Source organism: Saprospiraceae bacterium (assembly GCA_026129545.1).
Lineage (GTDB): Bacteria > Bacteroidota > Bacteroidia > Chitinophagales > Saprospiraceae > M3007.
On sequence record JAHCHX010000001.1, the window covers coordinates 2089215 to 2111600 of the forward strand.

The 22386-nt window shown below is 54.2% G+C and carries 14 protein-coding genes; 12 read left to right on the forward strand and 2 right to left on the reverse strand.

Annotation, left to right across the window (positions count from 1 at the left end; genetic code table 11):
• The first annotated feature begins 44 nt into the window (after positions 1 to 44).
• Together KIS77_08060 and KIS77_08065 are read left to right on the forward strand one after the other, a co-directional pair.
• Positions 45 to 566 carry a hypothetical protein gene (locus tag KIS77_08060; GenBank protein MCW5922281.1) on the forward strand — a complete coding sequence of 174 codons (522 nt, stop codon included), beginning with the start codon at positions 45 to 47 and terminating at the stop codon, positions 564 to 566.
• A gap of 65 nt (positions 567 to 631) precedes the next feature.
• Positions 632 to 1162 carry a hypothetical protein gene (locus KIS77_08065; GenBank protein ID MCW5922282.1) on the forward strand — a complete coding sequence of 177 codons (531 nt, stop codon included), beginning with the start codon at positions 632 to 634 and terminating at the stop codon, positions 1160 to 1162.
• A 403-nt stretch (positions 1163 to 1565) separates the two neighbouring features.
• On the opposite strand, the gene KIS77_08070 is transcribed toward KIS77_08065, so the two are convergent.
• Complete coding sequence (locus KIS77_08070) at positions 1566 to 2645, reverse strand: patatin-like phospholipase family protein (GenBank protein MCW5922283.1); 1080 nt, start codon at positions 2643 to 2645, stop codon at positions 1566 to 1568.
• 435 nt (positions 2646 to 3080) lie between these two features.
• On the opposite strand from KIS77_08070, the gene KIS77_08075 reads away from it, so the two are divergent.
• Positions 3081 to 8726 carry an alpha-2-macroglobulin gene (locus KIS77_08075; GenBank protein MCW5922284.1) on the forward strand — a complete coding sequence of 1882 codons (5646 nt, stop codon included), beginning with the start codon at positions 3081 to 3083 and terminating at the stop codon, positions 8724 to 8726.
• 399 nt (positions 8727 to 9125) lie between these two features.
• Here KIS77_08075 and KIS77_08080 read toward each other — a convergent pair whose 3' ends face one another.
• Positions 9126 to 10037 (reverse strand): alpha/beta hydrolase, encoded by a 912-nt coding sequence (locus tag KIS77_08080; protein MCW5922285.1) that lies wholly within the window; start codon positions 10035 to 10037, stop codon positions 9126 to 9128.
• Positions 10038 to 10140: 103 nt separating this feature from the next.
• On the opposite strand from KIS77_08080, the gene KIS77_08085 reads away from it, so the two are divergent.
• The 9 genes from KIS77_08085 to KIS77_08125 all read left to right on the forward strand — a co-directional run bounded on the left by KIS77_08085 (position 10141) and on the right by KIS77_08125 (position 22385).
• Positions 10141 to 11142 carry an NTP transferase domain-containing protein gene (locus tag KIS77_08085; GenBank protein ID MCW5922286.1) on the forward strand — a complete coding sequence of 334 codons (1002 nt, stop codon included), beginning with the start codon at positions 10141 to 10143 and terminating at the stop codon, positions 11140 to 11142.
• 174 nt (positions 11143 to 11316) lie between these two features.
• Entirely contained in the window at positions 11317 to 12786 is a 1470-nt protein-coding gene (locus KIS77_08090; protein MCW5922287.1) for a pyruvate kinase, read from the forward strand.
• A gap of 112 nt (positions 12787 to 12898) precedes the next feature.
• Positions 12899 to 13675 carry a hypothetical protein gene (locus KIS77_08095; GenBank protein MCW5922288.1) on the forward strand — a complete coding sequence of 259 codons (777 nt, stop codon included), beginning with the start codon at positions 12899 to 12901 and terminating at the stop codon, positions 13673 to 13675.
• Between the two features lie 195 nt (positions 13676 to 13870).
• Positions 13871 to 14536 (forward strand): hypothetical protein, encoded by a 666-nt coding sequence (locus KIS77_08100; GenBank protein MCW5922289.1) that lies wholly within the window; start codon positions 13871 to 13873, stop codon positions 14534 to 14536.
• Between the two features lie 68 nt (positions 14537 to 14604).
• The gene (locus tag KIS77_08105) at positions 14605 to 18759 is read left to right on the forward strand and encodes a response regulator (protein ID MCW5922290.1); all 4155 of its coding nucleotides are present in this window, start codon (positions 14605 to 14607) and stop codon (positions 18757 to 18759) included.
• Positions 18760 to 19099: 340 nt separating this feature from the next.
• Entirely contained in the window at positions 19100 to 19597 is a 498-nt protein-coding gene (locus tag KIS77_08110; protein ID MCW5922291.1) for an ester cyclase, read from the forward strand.
• Positions 19598 to 19618: 21 nt separating this feature from the next.
• The gene (locus KIS77_08115; protein MCW5922292.1) at positions 19619 to 20083 is read left to right on the forward strand and encodes a hypothetical protein; all 465 of its coding nucleotides are present in this window, start codon (positions 19619 to 19621) and stop codon (positions 20081 to 20083) included.
• Positions 20084 to 20192: 109 nt separating this feature from the next.
• Positions 20193 to 21170: a hypothetical protein gene (locus tag KIS77_08120; GenBank protein ID MCW5922293.1), complete on the forward strand. Its 978-nt coding sequence runs from the start codon at positions 20193 to 20195 to the stop codon at positions 21168 to 21170.
• 333 nt (positions 21171 to 21503) lie between these two features.
• Positions 21504 to 22385 carry an alpha/beta hydrolase gene (locus KIS77_08125; GenBank protein ID MCW5922294.1) on the forward strand — a complete coding sequence of 294 codons (882 nt, stop codon included), beginning with the start codon at positions 21504 to 21506 and terminating at the stop codon, positions 22383 to 22385.
• Position 22386: the final 1 nt, after the last annotated feature.

Below are 22386 nucleotides of genomic sequence, written 5' to 3' on the forward strand. Positions count from 1 at the left end.
CCACTATTGGCTGATTGCCGATAGTGGGCCAATTTCTTTTTACCATGCGACAACTCATTTTCATATCACTCGTCATTTTTGTTTTTTCATGCTCTAAGGAAGAGTCAAACGACTACTATTGGGGAACGGCAAGCGCCAAGTTCAATGGAGACTCATGGCTGGCGAAACCTCGGGCTTCAGTCAACAAACCCTATATGCAAGGCATAGATATTGTAATCGAAAGGCAGGGCAAAAGTGGTTATGTAAAAGAGATTCTTTTTCTTTACAAACTCCCGTCAACGACAGGCAAATATCCATTGTCTGACACAGAGGTTCGCGATATAGACTCCCTCATCGGGGCGAAATTTTTCACAATGGATGATGTCGATGTTCTGGGAGATGTCTATCGTCTCCATAAGGGAGGTGCCGACAACTATCTGGAAATCAACAAAATAGAAGGCGACCAAATTTGGGCGGAATTTCAGGTGGCGTTTGTGCGACAGATTGTGGGTACCGTGTCCAGCTATCCCGACACTATCATCCTTTCTAATGGGAAGATTCACACGAAAATCTTCAAGCCGGAGTAAAACTCAAGGATTCAAACCCGCCCGCCACCTGTAGCCAGCGGGTGGTGGGCCAATTTCTTTTTACCATGCGACAACTCATTTCAATTTCAACAATAGCCCTTGTTTTTCTTTTTTCTTGTTCTAAGGAAGGGCCAGATGGTTACTATTGGGGAACCGCTTATGCCAGATTCAACACTGGTGCTTGGGAGGCTAATCCGTACGCCATCGTTAATGCCCCTTACAAACAGGGAATAGATGTTTTGATTCACAAATTCAACAAAAAAGGCTTTCAGCGAGAAAGAATATTCATCTATAAAATTCCAGAACAAGTTGGCAAATATCCATTATCCAAAACAGACGCACGCGACATAGATTCTCTCGTTGGCGCAAAATTTTTCACGGTATTGGATGATGGTGATGTTTTAGGCGATGCTTACTCCCTCCTCGAAGGAGTTGTTGACAACTACATTGAAATCACTCAGATAAAAGGCGACCAAATCTGGGCGGAGTTTCAGGTAGCATTTGTGAAAGGCTCTTCAAACAATTCTCCAAATTACCCCGACACGATTGTATTCACCAATGGAAGAGTACACACAAGGATTGTGAAGCCGAAGTAAGACGAAGAACGATTAGCCCACTACTGGCGACCAACGGGTGGTGGACCAGATTTTTTTGTCAGCGTTACTGGGCGCTCGCCAACCGGAAGGTTGCGTTATTGGAGTTTTATCAACGCCATCAATTTCTTCGAATTTTGCCCTTGTTGGCATCCTCGCCAACAAGAAACGGTGGGACAAGTGGTTGGCACCAGCACCTCGCTCCACCGCTGCTGTCCCAAAAGGTTGACGAGGGTTTATCAAAGTTTATGAAGGTTGACGTTTTGATTCGGAAAGGCAGAGATTCATGCCGTTTTTCACTCCACATATCAACTTTCATCAACCGTATCAACTTTATCAACCTTTTGAGACAGCCTCATCAAAATTCCCAAGCGCGGCCATGCCACACCTACCCATGCCGGCAGATTTATGCCAGCACCCTGCACACCTCTTCTATCAACGCCTCATTTTCCTCAACGGCTTGGCGGGCGACTGCTTGCAAGCCTTGGATGTTCTTTTCCGACACGTCCGACATCTCGGAACACTCTTCGGGAATCACAGGGTTGATGCGAACATAGTGCTTGGTCCCGTCAGCATGAGGCGGCAACACATAGTTCATCTGATAGTCAACGCTTTCCGACACACCTTGCATCAGAATGTCAATGATGGGCCGAATCCATTGAGCCATGCCCCAGGATTTGGCACTTTCGTAGCGATAGGGGCGCACCACGCGCCCGGTGCCGAGCGAGAGCATGAAAATGTCGGACGCGCCAGTGCTGACCGTCGGGACAAACGCTTCCAAATCCAAGTCATCCACAACATCATGCTGCTCCGAGGCGGTGGTCGCTGCTGCCACTGCCGAAGGTTTGGCGCGAAGCATTTCTGTCGCTTCCGCGTATGCGAGCATGGAGGGGTTGTTGGCAAACACGCCGCCGTCCACAAGCGTCAGTTTGTCACCGTTGACCCACGGCAGGGCGTTCGGCTCGAAGTAGGTAGGCGCCGCCGAAGTGGAGCGAGCGATGTCGAGCAGGGGAAAATTCTCCGCTTGGGGGTTTTGTTTGGCCAGCCGTGAAAGGAAGTAAAAAGGCTTGCGGTGCTCGATGTCGTAGGAGGTGACGAGCAGTTCGGAGAAGGTTTGGTTCAGTTGCGCGTCGCCGAAATAATCACGAAGCAAGGTTTCCAGCCCATCGTGGGCAAATGATTTTCCGAACAGTTTGGTCACGCCGGAAAAGATGCCGCCCCTTTTTTTGAAAATGTCGGCCCCGTTTTTTTCGTACAGCTCGCCCAATTGCGCGGCGGAGAATTTCGGCTTGCCTGCTGTGGTGGGGTGCGGCACGTTGAGGCCGCAGGCAATGATGCCACCCGTGGAGGTGCCGGCAATCAGGTCAAACGTTTCGGCAATAGGCTTGCCGAGGCGCCGCTCGAGTTCGGCCAAAATGGCGCAGGGGAGGATGCCTCGAATACCGCCGCCGTCAATGGTCAAGACTTTCAACTTGGGCTTGTGCATGGTGACTGAGTTTTAGGTATGTGTCGGCAAAAGTAGGCAATCGCGCCCCATGTTTGGTCAGTCACAAAAACTTAATATGCCCTTGAAAAAGGGCGCTAATAGAGTCAACGCTATATGGTTTTGAGCGAACGATGCTTGCCACCGCGTGAAAACCACTCCAACCAATCAAGGACATTAGACTTGTCGCGGCGGAGGCCTTTGGCGAAGGGAAAGCTCTTTTTCCGACCGCCGAGGCAAATTTTTCGCCGAATATGCCCGATTTCGACTGCAAAATTTGCCTCGGCGGTCGAAAAAATGACCATCCCCTTCACTCAAAGCCCTCCACCGCTACAAGCCTATTTTCAAATCCTTTTCAATCTGGTTATTGAATTGGATTTCCCCCTACTTTTATCCCAAGAAAGAACCGACTCACTTACTATCCACACTTTCATACCCATGCGGAAGCATCTCACATTTTTCGCCCTATCCCTGCTCTATCCCCTTATCCTGTTCAACGCTTGCAGCAAAATCAACAAAGACGAAGCCTATCATTTGGCAGTGTCGAAGTATGTATATGCTTACACAAGCGGTGCCATCGGGCGCACCGACGCCATTCGCGTGCGATTCGTCCATCCGGCAGTCGGCACCGACCAAGTCGGCAAACAGGTGGCATCAAAGTTTTTCTCCGTGTCCCCGGCCATCGCAGGCGACGCGGTCTGGGAAGACGACCGCACCATTCTGTTTCAGCCCACCGAACCCTTGCCGTACGGCAAAAAATACGTCGGCAAGGTAGCGTTGGGAAAAATTTTCAAGGATGTGCCGAGCAACGTACAAGCCTTTGAGTTCGACTTCAACATTCGCGAGCTCGCTTTTGAGGTCATCACCGACGGGTTGCGCACACAGGATGCTTCCAACTTGCACTTGCAGCAGCTCACGGGTAGCATCTTCACCAGCGAATCCGTCGAGGCAGGCCCGGTGGAAAAAATGCTTTCGGCCAGACAAGGCAACAAAGCCCTCCCCATCAGTTGGGTACACAAAGACAACAACCGCACCCACGAGTTTTATGTCAACAACGTAGAACGCGGCAACGTCCGCTCCAAAGTGGAGCTGTCGTGGACGGGCGACCCCATCGGCATCAACAAAAAAGACAAAATGGAGCAAATGGTGCCGGCGCTCGATGAGTTTGTCGTGCTCAGCGCCAAAGTCGTGCAAACCGAAATCCCGCACGTCGTGCTCAATTTTTCCGACCCCATCGCTACCAAACAGGATTTGAGCGGGCTGATTCGGCTAGACGATTACACCGGCAATTTGACTTTCAACGTGGATGGCAATTTCGTGCGCGTCTATCCCGGCAGCCGCGTGGTGGGCGACAAGAACTTGCGCGTGGAGGCAGGCATCAGAAACATCGCAGGGGCCTCCATGAAAGGACGCAGCGACTGGGCGCTGGTGTTTGAAGACCTAAAACCTTCCGTGCGGTTGGTCGGGCGCGGCGCCATCATCCCCCAAAACACCGACGGAAGCATCATTTTCCCCTTTGAAGCCGTCGGCCTGCGTGCGGTGGACGTCGAAGTGTTCAAAATTTACAACCCCAACATTCTCCAGTATTTGCAAGTCAACGAATTGGAAGGAGACTACGAACTCGAGCGCGTCGGGAAAATTATTTTGCAGAAAAAAATCTCCCTTAGCGAACTCAACCCCAGAGCCAGCAGCTCCGCTTGGCAACGTTATGCCCTCGACCTAAAAGACATCGTGCAGCAAGACCCAAGCGCCATATATCAGGTGCGTCTCGCTTTCCGACGTGGCTACACCACCTACACTTGCAGCCCCAACGAAAGCAACAGCGCCGACCAGACACCCCAAGCCTCAGGTGAGGATTGGGCAGACGCCGATGGCATCGCTCGCATCGGCCAGCTCGACGACAACGGCCAGCTGACCAGCATCCTTGGCGGTTATCGCGGCATCTACTTCAGTAGCGATTGGTACGACGACGAAGGCTACGAGTGGGGCAATCGAGAGAACCCCTGCACCCGCGAATACTACAACTATCAGCGCTTCGTCAAGCGCAACGCCCTTGTCAGCGATTTGGGCATCACCGCCAAGCGCGGCAAGGACAATTCGCTCTTCGTAGCCGTCACCAACCTCCACACCACCGCGCCAGTGAGCAACGTGGATGTGGAACTCTTCAACTACCAGCTGCAACCCCTCGCCAAAACACGCACCGACGCCTCCGGCACAGTCGTGGTGGAAGGGCTGCGCGAGGTGCCCTTCGTGGCCGTGGCGACACGCGGCGGCAGCCGCGGCTATTTGCGCATGGCCGACGGCAGCACCCTCTCGCTCAGCCGCTTCGACGTGGCAGGCACCGAAGCACAAAAAGGCTTGAAGGGCTACCTCTATGGCGAACGCGGCGTGTGGCGACCGGGCGACTCGCTCTTCCTCAATTTCGTGCTGGAAGACAAATTGGGCACGCTGCCCAACGAGCACCCCATCACGCTCGAACTCACCGACCCGCGCGGGTCGCTGCAATATCGCGTCGTGTCCACCCAAAGCACGGGCGGCGTCTATCCGCTGCACTGCGCCACCCGCCCCGATGCCCCAACGGGCAATTGGACAGCCAAAGTGCAAGTCGGCGGCGCGACCTTCACCAAGCAACTGAAAATAGAGACCGTAAAACCCAACCGACTGAAACTTGACTTGAATTTTGGGAAAAAAGAACTGTCGAGCAACGACCGAAACCTGAATGGCAAACTCATGGTCAAATGGCTTCACGGCGCCACCGCAAGCAACCTGAAAGCCAAAGTGGAAATGGAAATGCGCACGACCCAAACCCGGTTTCCCAACTTCAAAGACTTTGTGTTCGACGACCCCGCACGCGATTTTTACAGCGAACCGCAAGTGCTGTTCGATGGCAGCACCGACGAAAGCGGCCAGGCCAACGTGCCGCTCCAACTCGGTCACAGCGACCAAGCCCCCGGCAAGTTGGTGGCAAATTTCCGCATACGCGCCTTCGAGAAAAGCGGCGATTTCAGCACCGACAATTTTGCGCTCGACTATTTCCCCTACGACCAATTCGTGGGCGTGGCCATCCCGGTCAATCGTTGGGGCTCCAAAGAGCTCAGTCAGGACGGAGGCGAGGTGCAGTTCGCCGTGGTGAGCAAAGATGGTCGCCCACAGCCCAACAAAAAAATCGAGGTCGGCCTCTACCGCTGCGACTGGCGCTGGTGGTGGGATGAAGACCGCTCCGCCAACGTCGCCCAATACAACTCCGCCAACCACGTCAACGCCGTCGAAAAAGCCACCCTCGTCACCGACGCGCGCGGGCTTGCCAAATGGAAAGTCCGCCCAGGCAACTGGGGTCGCTACCTCATCCGCGCCGTTGACCCCCAAGGCGGCCATGCAGGGGGAGATTTTTTTTGGAGCGGCTACCCCGCCCAACTTGATGATATCAAGAGCCGAAACGCCGCCGCCATGCTGGCTTTTTCGGTAGAAAAAGAAAAATATGCGGTAGGCGAGGAGGTGGTGCTCAAAGTGCCTGCCAGCGAAAACGGGCGCATCCTGCTCACCCTCGAAAACGGCACCCGCGTCGCCCGCCACCTGTGGTTCGATGCCAAATCCGGCGACAATCTCCTCAAATTCAAGACGACGGAAGAAATGGCCCCGACAATTTACGCCCACGTCAGCTTGCTGCAACCCCACGCCCAAACCAAAAACGACCTCCCCATTCGGATGTACGGCGTGATGCCCGTCAACGTGGAAAACCCGCAGACACATCTCCAGCCCAAATTGGCCATGCCCGACGTGCTGAAGCCCGGCGAAACCTTCACCGTCAGCGTCAGCGAAAGCAGCGGAAAAGCCTGCGCCTACACCCTTGCCATCGTGGACGAGGGCCTGCTCGACCTCACTCGATTCGAGACACCCAACCCGTGGAACACCTTCTACGCCCGCGAAGCCCTCGGCGTGAAAACGTGGGACATCTACGACTATGTGCTCGGCGCTTATGGTGCCGAATTGGAGCGCATACTGGCCGTCGGTGGCGATGCCATCAACCAAAAAGCCAAAAATGCCGCGCAGGTCAACCGTTTCAAGCCCGCCGTCGTCCACATCGGGCCTTTCTATTTGGAAAAAGGCAAAACGGCCAAACACACCCTGAAACTCGACAATTATGTCGGCTCCGTGCGTGCCATGCTCGTCTGTTCGGCCCCCGCCGCCAACAGCAAAGGCGCTTATGGCATGGCCGAAAAAACCTGCCCCGTGCGCAAGCCACTCATGATTCTGCCCACCCTGCCGCGCGTGCTTGGTCCCGGCGAGTCACTCAAACTACCTGTGGACGTGTTTGCCATGGAGAGCAAGGTGAAAAACGCGACCGTGCGGGTCGCGGAAAAAACCGGCCTCGTCGCAGTGCAAGGCGATGGCTCCAATGCGCTCACGTTCAGCCAGCCCGGCGAGCAAATGACCTATTTCGATTTGAAAGTGGGCAACAAAACCGGCGCCGCCAAATTCACCATCACGGCACAGGGAGGCGGGGAGACGGTCTCGCAGGACATCGAGATTATGGTCAGAAACCCCAACCCCATCGTGTCCACCGTGTGGGAAGGCACCGTCGAACCCGGCCAAGAGTGGTCGCAGACATTCGACCCCAGCCGATTCACCGATGTCGCCTCCACGGTGCTGGAAGTCAGCGCCCTGCCCGCCATCAACCTGAGCCAGCATTTGCAATACCTGATTCAATACCCACACGGCTGTGTGGAACAGGTCACTTCAAGCGCGTTCCCACAACTCTATGTGGATTTGCTTGCACCACTTTCGGAGAAACAAAAAAACGAGGTGACACGCAACATCACCGCAGCCATCGAGACACTCCGCAATTTTCAGCAACCGGGCGGCAGCTTCTCCTACTGGCCCGGCGAGGCCGACGTGAACGATTGGAGCAGCACCTACGCAGGGCATTTTTTGCTGGAAGCCAAAAACAAAGGATATTCGATTCCGGCAGGCATTTTGGACAAATGGCTCGCCTACCAAACCAACACCAGCCGACGCTGGAACAGCAGCAGCACCGACTACTACGACAACGACCTCACCCAAGCTTATCGCCTCTACACACTGGCGCTGGCCAGCAAGCCAGACCTCGCCGGCATGAATCGCCTCCGCGAGAAAAAAGACCAATACGCCCAATCGGCCTCCCTGCTCGCCGCCGCTTATGCCCAAGCAGGCAAGCCCGAAGCAGCCAAAGAAATCATCGCCACCAAATGGCGCGACGACTGGCGCTACAACTGGTGGGGCCGCACCTACGGCAGCGACCTCCGCGACCGTGCGCTCATGCTCGAAACCTACACGGCCATCGGCGACGTGGCCCGCGCACAAACAACAGCCAACCTCGTCTGCAATGAACTCGGCAAAGAAAACGGCTCGTATTGGAACACCCAAAGCCTAGCCACCTCACTGCGGGCCCTTTCAAAATATGTAAGCAAAAACTTCAAGGAAGGAGCCTCATTTGCCTATCGCATCAACGGTAACGGCTGGAAAAACGGCGACAGCAGCAGACCCATCAGCACGGTGAATCTCGCGGACAACAGCACCTCGGCAGCAGTGAAAAACAACGGCAAGGCAAAACTATACACCCGCCTCATCGTCAGTGCTCGCCCCGTCGTGGGCGAGGAACAAGCAACGGCCAGCAACATCGCCCTCAGCATCCGCTACACCGACTCAAAGGGCAACCCCATTGACATCGGCCGCCTGCCACAAGGCACCGACTTCGTGGCAGAGGTGACAGTGCGACGCAACTCAGACTTTAGCTTCCCTTTCACCGAACTCGCCCTCTCCCAAACCTTCCCCTCTGGCTGGGAAATCCTCAACGCCCGCATGAACAGCGTCTCCGGTCTGGCAAACAGCCCATCGGATTATCAGGACATCCGCGACGACCGGGTCTATACTTATTTCAACCTGCCCCGCCCCCACAATCAGAATCAATCAGACACCCGCGTCTATCGAATCCAACTCAACGCCGCCTATGCCGGGCGCTACTACCTCCCGACGGTGGCCTGCGAAGCCATGTACGACAATCGCATTCGAGCAACGATACCCGGCAAGTGGGTAGAGGTGATTTGAGGGGGAGGAGAGAATTTATCGGGAGAGGTCGAGGGAAAATGTCGAAAACGCGAACTATTCAGGCGGTGATTTCAAATCATCAAATCACCGCCTGAATAGACTTGTTGCGGTGGAGGGCTTTGAGTGAAGGGGATTGTCATTTTTTCGACTGGCAAGGCAAATTTTGCAATCGAAATCGGGCATATTCGGCGAAAAATTTAACGAAGCCAGTCGGAAAAAGGGCTTTCCCTTTGCCAAAGGCCTCAACCGCAACAAGTCTAATATACCTCGCGCCGCCAAGTTTTTGGCATGGCTAAAATCGCAATCTGCAAAAAAAATCAGGAAGAGCGAGCATGGTAAACTGACAAACCCTAGCGAACCATAGTATAATGTCGAGTGCCCCTCCATGATTTCGGTTTTTCAATGCCCCAACCCCTCCAACAACTCTTGTTTCACCGTGGCGTAGCGATTCCACAAAATGAAGTGGTCGCCGTCGGGCAGTATCCTCAACGTCACATCAGGGCTGTTCTGAAGCACCCTTTGGGCAAAGTCGGCATTGGCCACCGGCACAAGTCGGTCATCGAGCGCATGGACGACGCGCACCGGGCAAACAACCCGTTCCCAAAGTGGCAGCATTTTTCTCAATTCGCCCTCCAATGGTTTTATTTCGGCATTGCTGGCCCACAGACTTTTTGGAATCACCCACTTCAAAGGCGGCGGGTGAATGGCCGACTGCCACCAAGGGTGCTCCTCCTGCCCCGGGTCAATGGAAGCCGCTACCAACACCAGCCCTGCCGTTTGCTCCGGGTAGTCCATGGCAAACCGAGCAATCACCGGGCCACCGAGCGAATGACCCACCAACCAAACCTTTCCACGAGGAGACAGATGCCGCACCACCGCCCACACCGCCGCCGCCTGCGCCGCCTGAGAAGGCTCCGCCCTGCCGAAACCCTGCGTGTAGCCAAACCCCGGGCGGTCAATCGCCACCAAACGAGCGACACGGGTCAGCATGGTATCGGCCAGATAATCCAGATAATTGTCTGCCGAGCCGGGTGAGCCATGCACCAGCACCACCAAGGGCAGACTGTCCGATGCAGCCACATACACGGCATGAATCATGCGCCCGCCGCCGTCCGGCACATCCAAAAACACAGGGGCAAGCGTCTGCCCGCGACTTTTCATCTTTTCTGCCCATTCGCCATCAGGCGTGCGCATGGCGAAACAACCCGCCTGCACAGCCACTATCCACGCGACAAGCAATACGGAAAAAATCAACATAAGCTGGCGCGTCAGGCGCTTGAGGCGCATTCGAAGAGATTTGAGTGCTGGCATTTTTTAAAAAGATGGCAAGACAACCAGAAAGACGCATCAAGTGTTTTTGGAAAATGAAAAAATCGCGCACCGCAAATCCTTTACCTTTGTCCCACTGGAAAACATGAAAGTCGTCATCCCCGTTGCTGGCGCCGGAACGCGCCTCCGCCCCCACACTTACACCCAACCCAAGCCGCTCATGCCAGTGGCGGGCAAGCCGATTATCCGATTCATCGTGGATAAATTGGTGGAAGTAGGCATGACGGATTTTGTGTTCGTGATTGGCTATCTGGGCGACAAAGTCCGCGACTACATCGAGCAGACCTACCCGAACCTGCAAACCGAGTTTGTCTATCAGGAACACAGAGAAGGCTCCGCCCACGCCATCTGGACCGCCCGCGAGGCAATAGAAGACGAAGAAGAGATTTTTATCGCGTTTGGCGACACGATTTTCGATGTGGATTTGAAACAAATGCTCGACTGCCAGCACTCCTGCATCGGGGTGAAAAAAGTGAGCGACCCGCGCGAGTTTGGCGTGGCGGAGATTGACGAGGCGGGTTTTGCCACGCGCATGGTGGAAAAGCCGCGCATCCCCAAATCGAACATGGCCATTGTGGGGCTTTACAAGCTGAAGGAAGTGCCGGCGCTGCTGAGAGCCATCGGCTCCATGATTCAAAGCGAACAACGCACAGTGGGCGAGTTTCAACTGACCGACGCCCTCCAGATATTGCTCGAACAAGGCATCTGCATTCAGACCTTGCCAGTCATCAATTGGTTCGACTGCGGGCGCAAAGAAGTCCTGCTCGAAACCAACGCCATGTTGCTCAGTCGCCGGGGCTATGCCACCGACGATTTTAACCTGCCGGAATACGACAACACCATCTTCATACATCCGGTAGCCGTCGGTGTCAATTGTCAAATCGCCAACAGCATCATCGGCCCCCACGTCACGGTGGGCGACAACGTGACCATCAATCATTCCATCGTGCGCGATAGCATCATAGGCAACTTTGCCTCACTCGAAGACGTGGTGCTCAAACGCTCCGTCATCGGCAGCGACGCAAGCATCCGGGGGATGAACCTAAGCCTCAACATAGGCGACAACACGGAGATTGATTTTGACTGAAAAAGAAAGGGGCTGCCCACCGGCATGACTAAAAACGCATTCTGCTCAAATTCAAAAACATCAACCACAGCCATCTGCAAACCATAGCGAATCACGGTATAAAAACCATCTACTGGTGTATGATGCCGTTTCTCAGCGTTCGACACCGCTCTATTTCGCACTTTTGCGCCAGCCATGGACAAATCTTTTTCTCTTGCGCAGATTGGCATCGCACGCAGATACCGCGATATGCTCGCCTTCGAAACAAAAGCTGCCAAACTCATCGAAAGCGTGCACCCGGAGCAGCGTCGCAGCGCCACCAACCTCATCCATTATCTCGCGCTGCGCCGCACTGACCTGCGCGACGTGCAGGATGCCTTGCACGATATTGGGCTTTCTTCTTTGGCCAGCTCCGAAAGTCATGCGATGCGGCAAGTGCAGGTGTTGATGCAGTGGCTTGACATCAATTTTTCAAAAGAAACCTTGTCCGAGTTCGATGCCGCCGCCGGCACACAGTTGATACGCCACCGCGCCAACAATTTATTTGGCAAAAAGAAAGAAGACTCAACCATCCCGCACCTGATGGTGACGTTCGACTCCGGCTTGGCCAACGACTACAAAGCCGTGAAAGCCCTGCTGAAAGCAGGCATGAACATCGCCCGCATCAACTGCGCCCACGACGCTCCCGACAAGTGGCTCAAAATGATTGAAAACGTGCGCAGGGCCACCCACACCACCGGGCATCGCTGCAAAATATACCTCGACTTGGCAGGGCCAAAAATCCGTACCACACTCTTGGGCAAAGGCCGGCACAAAGACCAGCTCAAGGTGAAAGAGCAGGATGTGTTTTTCCTCGCCGAGGCCAATGCCGTTTTTGACAAAAAAGAAAAAGTGGTGGGCTGCACCTTGCCCGGTGTGGTGAAGGATTTGCAAAAAGGCGCTCGCGTACTGTTCGACGACGGCCTTTTCGAGGCAGTGGTGGAGGCACCCGGCGCAAACATCGCCACCCTGCGCATGACCCGCATCTCCGCTGCCAAACCCCGCCTCAAACCCGAAAAGGGCATCAACTTCCCCGACACCGAACTCTCCGTGAGCAGCCTGACCGATTTCGACAAGTCCGTGCTGCCTTTCGCGCTGCAACACGCCGACCTGTTGGGCTTCTCTTTTGTGCGCTCTCCCGCAGACGTGGCCGAGCTGCAATCGCTACTGCGGAAAAACAAGCGCCCCGACCTGCCCATCGTGCTCAAAATTGAGACTTATGAGGCCGTTCAAAATCTCCCCGCTTTGTTGTTGCAAGGCATGGCGCAGCCCATGTTCGGCGTGATGATAGCACGCGGCGACTTGGCTGTGGAAATCGGTTTCGAGCGGTTGAGCGAAATTCAGGAAGAAATCCTCTGGCTCTGCGAAGCCGCCCATGTCCCGGTCATCTGGGCGACTCAAGTGCTCGACACCCTCAACAAACGCGGCATCGCCACCCGCTCCGAAGTCACCGACGCTGCCCTTGCCGCACAGGCCGAGTGCGTCATGCTCAACAAGGGAAAATACCTGCTCACCGTGCTGGCCACGCTGCGCGACATCCTGCAACGCAGCGGCGGGCATCATGCGAAGAAACGCTACTTGTTCCGTCCGCTCAATATCGCCAAGCGGTTTTTGAACGGGTTGTGAAAGATGTTCCAACAGGTGTTTGAATCGCTCGGATTTTCAAAGTATTTGAAACTGAAAAATCTATCCATATTTTTTTAGGATTTTTACCGCGCCGTTCAAACATCCCTTATTCATGCAACAACATTTCGGCATCATCACACTCGGCACCATCGAAAACATGGGCGAAAAAGGCGACACAGTGGCCGTCGTCACCACCAAGTTTGTGCACTATCCCGATTGCCAGCAACTGATTGTCTGGCTGCCTAAATACGGGCGCGATTACGGCTCCATGCGATTGATTGACCTGCAAACCAAACAGGTCGTATTGGAACACCCCGTCACCAACAAACTCAGCGGCAGCATACAGTTGCTCTGGGACACACTCGACGTCGCGCCGGGCGAATATGTGGTTGAGATTGACCATCCCGAAGATTGGCAACACCGGTTTTTCTTCAAAAAGTACCACGAAAACGAGGAAGTTCCTGTTGAAAAACCTGCCATTGAGACACCTCCTGAAACTGAATCGAAACCGTCCGCGCCCATCATCTACCGCGACGGTTTTGGCAACGTAATCCCCGACGAAGACCTCATACTGCGCGAAAAAGCGCTGCGCCAAATCACGAACAAATTTGTTCGCCGCATCGAATACATAGGCAATTTCCGCGCTGGCGAAGTGATATACATTGACAACGAGCGCCACATCCGATTCTGCCACGAGATGGGCGGCGGCAACTGTATGTTCTACATTGACATACCCACAGCGCAGGAATGGGAAGCACGCACCGGCGCACCGCTGAGCAGCCGACAGGAAATACTGGAATTCGTGGCGCAGACCGTGCACGCGCAACAAGCCTCCAGCACGCGCTACGAAATCGGGGAAAGGGAAATTGCCTTCTACTATCGGAGATGACGGGGCGTGCGGAACATCATTCCACGATACGTTCCGCGACAATTTGAAATACAACCCACCTGCGCGATGATTTCTTGAACGCCATTGAACAAAAAAACCCATGCCGCTGTAATTTAGACTAACGTGAGTAACCCATCAGAAAGCCCACCTCTATTTTTCCAACCAACATCTTTGCACAAACTTTTTTTGATTCAAATGAAAAAAACTCAACTCTTCTCGCTCATCGCGCTCATGTCGTTGGCCACGCTCACCAACGCACAAAACAACATCCTGAAACTCGGCATCGGGCTGGGCGGTGTCGCCTACGAAGGCACACTTGGCATCGGTGGCGAACTGCAATATGAGCGCCTGCTCGGCTCAGGGCTTTCGGTGTTTGCCTCAGCTGGCATCAATGGCGATTTCTTTACGTCTCGCGGTCGTTCGCAAGGCTCCTCAGGCGGCATGACGTGGGACAATTCCTACAAATACAACTATTCCGAGCAATTCCTCTATGTGGATTTGGGGCTGCGCGGGCGCGTCTTGAGCGTGGGGGAAAAGTATGCGCTCAAACTCGGGGCAGGCGTTAGCGCGGGGCAGGCCGTTCTCCGTTACCCAAAGACACTTTTCATCAACCGGGGCATCATAGAGCAAAGGGTGAACGACACACACCGCGCCGAGGCTATTTTGTTCAACTTTGGCATTGACAACGATTTCACCATCAACCCGCGTTTCGTCATCACTTTGCGCGGGATTTTCAGGACGACTTTTTCAGAGAAGCACATCCTGTCGCGTGTGGTCAATTACGAAAACGGCACCTCAAGCTCCACTTCCGGCATCCTCAACGTGCCGAGTGTCATGATATCCTTTGGGTACTTGTTTTGATGTTTGGGTCGCGGTCGGGAAATTATTAGGGCAAACGAAGCAGAAGCTTACCTTAGCCCGCGAAAAAAATGTGTCGTCTCGATTGCACCTTGTGTCCCTGTGGCATACTTCTGTTGCGTTCGGCCTGTGTGGCGCTTGCTTGCTTTTTGTGGCCGAACAGCGCCTTGCTGGCACAAGCTGAGCCACATCACCCCCTGTTTGCCATTCGCCTGTTCAACGCCCGCGACGGGCTTCCCGACAACAAGGTCGTCCATTTGCTCGAAACACGAAAAAGCCCTTTCCGCTGGGCTGTCACCACCAACGAGCTTTGCCGCTTCGACGGCTACCGTTTTCAGACCGTTTGGGAAAAAATGCCCGACAACAACGGCATAGCTGAAAACGCGCGTGGCGAAATCGTTATCTGGCACTATCGCAGCGAGCGAATCCTGTCCGTTTTCGACCCTGTTTCGGGGAGGAAAACCACGCGGACGCTTGAGCAATTCCCTCAGTTGAAAGGAGAATTGGTAGCCGCTTGGTCGCAGGACACCGCCATCTTTTTGGGCATCGAAGCCGTACCCAACACGGTGTTCGAAGTGTGGCGGCTTTTCCCCGATTTCACGACGCAACTGTTGCACCGACTGCATACCTCCGCTTTATTGGGCGATAAGTTGCCCAGCCATCGCCCCAAATTCGATGGGTATTTCGACGAAAAGCGCGCCCAACTCTGGCTCTCCGCCAACATACTCGGAAAACCCAACGAGGTACAGCGCGTACAGCTCGAAACGGGTCGTACAGAGGCTTTTGCGTTGCTCGAAACCGCCGCTCCATTGGATGTGGTGGTGCGCATGACCAATGCGTCAGGCTTGCCTCTGCGTGTTTGTTTGGGCGCCAGCAACACATTGTGGACTTGGAACGAGCAGGCGCAGCAATTTGAAAAGGACACCCGCTACCCCGGGAAGTTGCCAGGCTTGGTGCTGATAGGAGAAGACCAAAAAGGTGCCCTCATTTTCCGAAAACAAGACCAAGGGGCCAACAGCTTTTGGCTGCGCCGACCCGATGGCACTTGGTTAGACCTGGCATCGATGCTGCCCGATTTGAATTATCAATTCTGTGTGGGCAGCGACTTTTCGAGGCAGATACACTTCGCCACCATGGAGGGCGTCTTGCGCGTCAATTTTGAGAAGCCACTTTTCCGGCAGTTTGTCCCAACCAAAAAAGACCAGTTGGATTTTCCAAACGCCGCGTTTCGAGGCATCGCAGCCGACCGCTTGGGCAACATCTGGATGGCGGGCGAAATGATAGGGCTGTTTCGGATGCGCCCCGACGGCTCTGTGGAGCGTGCCATACCAGTGGAAAAAAACACCCAAAAGAGGTTCTCCACCCAGAATGCCGTCAATCTTCAGGTTGATGCCGCCGGGTACCTGTGGGCAGCCCGAAACAGCATCGAAACCCCAAACCTGTACCGCTTTGACCCGACAACGGGACTTGCCGACACGTTTCACCTCGAAAAACACTCTATTGCGTCGTTCCTGATATTGAAAAACGGCAAAATCTTGCTCGCCGCCAGAGACGAAAAAACAGCCAGACTCGTCCTGTTCGACCCCGCGACACGCCGATTTGAAACCTGCGCCGAAGCAGGCGAAAACGAAAAATTCAAAACCGCACCCTTGTTCTTTTTGGAAAACGAACAAGGGAAAATCTGGGTCGCGGGCAACGAAGGTCTGGCCTTGTTCGACCCCGAAAAACGGCATTTCCTCCCCTTCCCGGGCGACACACCTACGGCGCACGAGTACCCCATAGCAGTGCTCTTTTTGCAAAACGAAACGCTTTGGTGCGGCTCGCTCGGCGGCGGGCTACGCAAATTGGACTTGCAAAGCGGCCAATGGGAAGTTTTCACGATGGCGAACGGCCTGCCTGCCAACAAGATAGCCGGCATCTTGCCCGACGATGACCAGAACCTCTGGATATCCACTTGGGAAGGGCTGAGCTTTCTTCAGCCACAAGCAAAATTGTTCACCAACTTCTTTGTCTCCAATGGCCTGACCCACAACGAGTTCAACCGGTTCTCTTTTTTCAGGGACACGAACAGCGCCCTGTTTTTCGGCGGGCTGCACGGAGTCAATTACTTCCAGCCGGAAGAAGTGCTCGCCTCCTTCTTGCAGGGCTACGACTCGCTGCTGATATCCCAGATTTCATGGTTTGCTGCCGACGGCAAAACGCGACAAGAACAGATTTTCGGGTTGGACGGCGTGGTTCGCATCACGCTGCCGCCTGACAACCGTTTTTGCAACATCCAACTTGCCTTAGCCAACTACCTGCAACCCGAAGCCAACCGCTTCTCCTGGAAACTTGAAGGCCACGACAAGGATTGGCGCCTCAGCGGAACCAACAACGAAATTACGTTCCATTATCTGCCCGCCGGGAAATACCGCTTACGCGTCCGCGCCGCTAATCCGACCGGTATCTGGAGCCAAAACGAGCGCGTCCTGCTCATAGAAGTGCGCGAGTTCTGGTACAAGTCTGTGTGGTTCTTCGTTTTGCTCGTGTTGACGATGGGCCTGTTGCTTTATGTTTTTTACAAAAACCGCGTCCGCCACCAGCTCGACCTGGCCGAAAACCGCCGCATCCGCGAAATCGAGCAGCTCCGCTCAAGGCTCTATACCAACATCACCCACGAGTTTCGCACGCCGCTGACGGTCATTCTGGGCATCTCCGAGCGTCTGGACGAGGAGGGCTTCCGACGCTCTGCGAGCGAACTAAAAAATGGGTTGGCGCTCATACAGCGCAACGGCAAAAACCTGCTTCGGCTCATCAATCAACTGCTCGACCTCTCCAAAATCGAATCCGGAGCGATGCAGCCCCACTACGTCCGCGCCGATGTAATCGGCTACTTGCAGTACCTCACCGAAAGTTTTTACTCAATGGCGAGTGAGCGAGAAATCCGCTTGATTTTTTACCCGGAAACGCCCAGTCTCGTCGTGGATTTCGACGAGGAAAAACTGCAGGACATTGTGTATAACCTGCTTTCCAATGCCCTGAAATTCACGAGCGCCGGAGGCAAAGTGGTTTTTCACGCCAAGGCGTTGCATGGCGAGCCGGGTGCGATGCCCGCCTTTCTCCAGTTGAAAATCCAAGACACGGGTCAGGGCATAACCCCCGAGCAGTTGCCGCACATATTCGACCGTTTTTATCAAGCCGACAACTCGAACACACGCCCGGGAGAGGGCACGGGTATCGGCTTGGCCTTGGTCAAAGAGTTGGTCGGGTTGCTCGGCGGCGCCATTTCAGTAGAGAGCGAGCCGGGCAAGGGTACCGTATTTACGGTCCTGCTGCCTTGTGCGATGCGGCCGACCTCCGATGAGGTGGAAATACCGGACGAAAACAAGCCAATAGCTTCGCCGCACGAGGACAAGCCCTATCCTGCGCAGGCCCGTCCCGAGGCCGATTTGCCTGTGGCCGCAACCCAGCCTCTGTTCACCGCCACGCCTCTATTGCCCACCGTTCTGGTCATCGAAGACAACTCCGACGTGGTGGCGTACATCGCGGCGATTTTGAAAAGCGGGTACCAAATCCAGACGGCTGCCAACGGCAGGGAAGGCATGGAAATCGCCTTCGCGACGGTGCCTGACATCATCATCAGCGATGTGATGATGCCGGAAAAAGACGGCTACGAGGTGTGCGCGACCCTCAAGAACGACGAGCGTACCAGCCATATCCCCATCATACTGCTCACGGCTAAAGCGGCGCAGGACGACAAGGTGACGGGGCTGCGCGTCGGGGCAGACGCTTATTTGCAAAAGCCCTTTGACAAGGCGGAACTGCTCGTGCGCATGGAAAAACTGATAGAACTGCGGCAAAAACTGCAAATGCGGCACAACGCACAAACGGTCTTGAGCGAACAAGGCGCTCAGCGCCCCGAGCCGACTATAGACGAGCGTTTCCTCCAAAAAATCAGACAGGCCATTGAAGACAAAATAAACGACCCCGAGCTCGGCATCGTCCATCTGTGTCGGGCTACCCACCTTTCGCACACACAAGTTTTCCGCAAGATGAAAGCCTTGACGGGCCAAAATCCAACGCTCTACATCCGCAGCCTGCGCCTGCAGCGGGCCATGCAGTTGCTGAAAACGACCGACCTGAACGTCTCGGAAATTGCCTACGAGGTCGGTTTTTCCGACCCGAACTACTTCTCGCGGAGCTTCAGCGAGGAATTTGGGATGCCGCCGAGCGAGGCACGGGGCTGATTTCTATACACGCTCTTACTTGGCTTTTCGCTTACTCGCGCAATGCGCGATGGATTGGTTTTCAATAAAATAAGACAAGCCCGCCTTCTGCCCGCGCAATCCGGGTGCTACCTTTTTCTACCCCTGCGCAAGCACAGTCCAGCCTTTTGCAAGCCGGGTGAAGACCGCCCAAGTCGGGGCACGTCACTTTTGTCGTGCCAATGAGGCAGTGCGCAACCAACCACAAAATGGCCTACCAAAAATTGGTTTCGACAAAATAAAACAAACGGGGAGGCCGAAAACCGAACAGAGTAGGCGAAACTAAAACTTTAAAACAATAGCCAAAATCACATTTCACACTATGAAAAACATACGTCTCACCTTGCTGCTTGTAGCAGCGCTCGCCACTACCCTCGCTTCCGCACAAACAAGGGCGGAACAAAACAAAGCCAATTATCTCAAAGTCATGGAAGGCATGAACGCCCAAAATTTCGCTGCGCTCGAACAACACTGCACGGAGGATTTTCAGGATAATTTACCTCCGGGCTTTTCAGAAGCGACCGGATTGAAAGGCCTGGCTGCTTCCAAAGCATTGTTACAAAGTTTGTTTACCGCCTTCCCCGACCTGAAATTTGAATTGAAAAATGTGCTCGCAGATGACCAAACCCTTCTCGCCTATCTCGTGATGAGCGGCACCATGAAGGGCGAATTTATGGGCATGAAACCCACCGGCAAATCTTTCAAATTGGATACGGTGGATATCATTTGGTTCAATGCAGCGGGAAAGGCATACAAGCACCTCGGTGTGCAGGACAATCTCGATTTCTTTGAACAACTTGGCTTAGTGCCGGGCAACTAAAACAACACAACTTAACTCGACATGATAACTTTCTTTTTCAAAAAGCATGTATTGGCCATCTCCTTTTGGGGGGCAATCGTCTCTATCGCCTTGCTCGGTTGTCAGGCCGAACCCATTGAGGTCACTTCATCCCTTGAAAACCGATGGGCCGGCCAATGGCAAGTAACGTCTTTTCAACATGATGGCGCCGAGATAAAGGACAAAGTAGTGGTTTCGTCCAATCTCCATTTCCGCCCCGGCTCATCCGATTCCAACGGCAGATTTGAATGGAGCATCGTATATCACGATAATGATGCCTCCGAAAACATAACCGGCAGCTACGAAATCAACAAATCTCTGCTTGAAATCACCTTCACAGGGGATAAGGGCAAGCTGCTAAAGATGCATTACGCGCAGCACGACAATCAGCTCAAACTATCGGGGATGCACGACGATGTGCCGCTTTTGCTCATAGCGCAAAGAGCGGAACGGTCGGTGCAAAAGTGAATATAACTTGAAATTTTAGAACGGGTGATTCCACCGGGCGCCGTAAAAAGTGCCCGGTGGGTCCTTGCACTCAAGCACCCTTTTCACGAACAAATCAAGTGGCTCACCTATGAAACGATTTTTCAAAATACTCACCTTTAGCTTGCTCGGTATCGCTCTGTTGGCCGCTCTTGCCGCATCGTTTATTTATGTCAAAGGCATTCCCAACTACGAATACAAGCCTGGCCCCGATATCCTCAACCTGAAAGTAGCCCCCGACAGCAACCGGGTGGCCCGCGGCGCAAAAATCGCCACCTTGCTGTGCAATGAGTGCCACAGGGACAACAAAACCCAACGACTGACCGGCGAGGTCATGCTCGATATGCCCCCCGAATTCGGCAAGGTGCATTCGCTGAATATCACCAACGACTCCGTGCACGGTATAGGCGCATGGACGGACGGCGAGCTGTACTATTTCCTGCGGACCGGCATACGGAAGAACGGCTCCTGGGCGCCACCGTTCATGCCCAAGTTCCCGCTCATGGCCGACGAGGACTTATACAGCATCATCGCTTGGCTGCGCTCCGATGAGCCGTCTTTGGCAGCCGACAGCCGCGAATACCCACCAAACAAGTACAACCTATTCATCAAGTTTTTGGCAAATATCGCCTTCTTCCCGCCTCCGCTGCCCGAATCCTCCATCACCATCCCGGACAGCACCGACCGCATTGCTTTTGGCCGCTATGTGGCGGATGCGCTTTGTGCCTGCTATGCCTGCCATTCTGCCGACTTTGCCAAAATGGACATTCTCCAACCAGATAAAAGTCTTGGATTTTACGGCGGCGGCAACCCGATGCTCAACCTCGAAGGGGAGGTAGTTCACTCCGCAAACCTGACGATGGACAAAGAAACCGGTATCGCCAATTTTACCAGCGAGCAGTTTTTGGAAGCTGTCAAATACGGCAAAAACCCTCGCGGAGGGCCGCTGTACTACCCCATGCTCCCGCATACTGCCCTTACGGATGGTGAAGTGAATGCTATTTGGGCCTACTTGCAAACCGTGCCGACCATCAAAAATCCTGTGGAGCGTTACAAGCCCAAAAGTTGATTTTTGCTACCATAGGTACTTGATTCTTCGTAAAAACCTAGAGTGTGTTTCCTGCCGCGCTTGGTGTTCTCACCAAGCGCACTCCCGCGAGATGCCAAGCCGAGGCCCTGCACTCCACCGCTTCTGCTTGGTGAAAACACCAAGCAGGGCGAAATGGAATGCCCCGCTGCTGTTCAGGCAATCGGAGGCTACTTGTGGCCGGGTGGCTCAACACGCCATCTTGTCAAAGGGTTGTCTTGAGCGGAAGCACCTCCTTTCGTGACAAAAGTCATTGAAAAGGAATGTGACGCAAGGGAATTTTGCGCTCGGCCATTGAAGCCGAATCTCCTTGCTATGCAAAATGCCGCTCCCCCCGCCAAGCCGCTTTTTATTACTGATGCCGCCCGCTCTCTCTATTTCAACGCCTACGATGCTGTTTTGAAAAAATACGGCATCGCGGCCAACGACCATTGGGTGGAAACCCACTTGGGCAAGGCGCACGTCATCGAGACTGGCAACCCGGCGGGCAAACCCCTCGTGCTCCTCCATGCGGCGGGGTGCAGTGCTGCCGAATGGTACGCCAATTTTGAGGCATTGGGGCGGGATTATCATTTGTACGCGGTGGACACGCCGGGCGACGCGGGGAAAAGCGAGCTCCGCAAATTGCCCTTAAACATCGGCGACTACATCCTGATGCTACGGCAAATTCTCGACGCATTTCGATTGGAAAAACCTGCGTTGCTCGGCCACTCCATCGGCGGTTTTTTCGCGGCGGGATTTGCCATCGCGCATCCCGAACGGGTGGAAAAACTGATTTTGCTATCGCCCGTCGCCACCCACGTCCCGATTCGCTGGTATCTGCGATTGATGCTCAAATTCACCGGGCGACCCGGCACTGGCCCTCACGCCGTCAAAACCCTGAAAATGCAGGCGTTCAAAGGCTTCGAGCCGGAGCCGCTATTCGCCGACCTGATGGAACACGTCCGCAATTATTGCACGGTGGAGATGTTGTTTCCCTATGTCTATTCCGACGAGGATTTGTTCAAAATAGAAATGCCAACCTACCTCATCGTTGGCACAGGGGAGCCGTTGTGCAACTATGAACGCTCCGTGAAATTGGCGCGGCAAAAAATCCCGCACATTCAAATCACCGTTTTGGAAAACACGGGGCACACGCCGAACATGGAACGACCCGAAGAGACGAACCGGCTTTTATTGGAAATCTTGAAACGATAAA

Excerpts from the sequence above, each read along its gene's own strand:
- KIS77_08060 (MCW5922281.1), top strand. The coding sequence starts at position 45 with ATGCGACAACTCATTTTCATATCACTCGTCATTTTTGTTTTTTCATGC.
- KIS77_08065 (MCW5922282.1), top strand. The coding sequence starts at position 632 with ATGCGACAACTCATTTCAATTTCAACAATAGCCCTTGTTTTTCTTTTT.
- KIS77_08070 (MCW5922283.1), bottom strand. The coding sequence starts at position 2,645 with ATGCACAAGCCCAAGTTGAAAGTCTTGACCATTGACGGCGGCGGTATT.
- KIS77_08075 (MCW5922284.1), top strand. The coding sequence starts at position 3,081 with ATGCGGAAGCATCTCACATTTTTCGCCCTATCCCTGCTCTATCCCCTT.
- KIS77_08080 (MCW5922285.1), bottom strand. The coding sequence starts at position 10,037 with ATGCCAGCACTCAAATCTCTTCGAATGCGCCTCAAGCGCCTGACGCGC.
- KIS77_08085 (MCW5922286.1), top strand. The coding sequence starts at position 10,141 with ATGAAAGTCGTCATCCCCGTTGCTGGCGCCGGAACGCGCCTCCGCCCC.
- KIS77_08090 (MCW5922287.1), top strand. The coding sequence starts at position 11,317 with ATGGACAAATCTTTTTCTCTTGCGCAGATTGGCATCGCACGCAGATAC.
- KIS77_08095 (MCW5922288.1), top strand. The coding sequence starts at position 12,899 with ATGCAACAACATTTCGGCATCATCACACTCGGCACCATCGAAAACATG.
- KIS77_08100 (MCW5922289.1), top strand. The coding sequence starts at position 13,871 with ATGAAAAAAACTCAACTCTTCTCGCTCATCGCGCTCATGTCGTTGGCC.
- KIS77_08105 (MCW5922290.1), top strand. The coding sequence starts at position 14,605 with ATGTGTCGTCTCGATTGCACCTTGTGTCCCTGTGGCATACTTCTGTTG.
- KIS77_08110 (MCW5922291.1), top strand. The coding sequence starts at position 19,100 with ATGAAAAACATACGTCTCACCTTGCTGCTTGTAGCAGCGCTCGCCACT.
- KIS77_08115 (MCW5922292.1), top strand. The coding sequence starts at position 19,619 with ATGATAACTTTCTTTTTCAAAAAGCATGTATTGGCCATCTCCTTTTGG.
- KIS77_08120 (MCW5922293.1), top strand. The coding sequence starts at position 20,193 with ATGAAACGATTTTTCAAAATACTCACCTTTAGCTTGCTCGGTATCGCT.
- KIS77_08125 (MCW5922294.1), top strand. The coding sequence starts at position 21,504 with ATGCAAAATGCCGCTCCCCCCGCCAAGCCGCTTTTTATTACTGATGCC.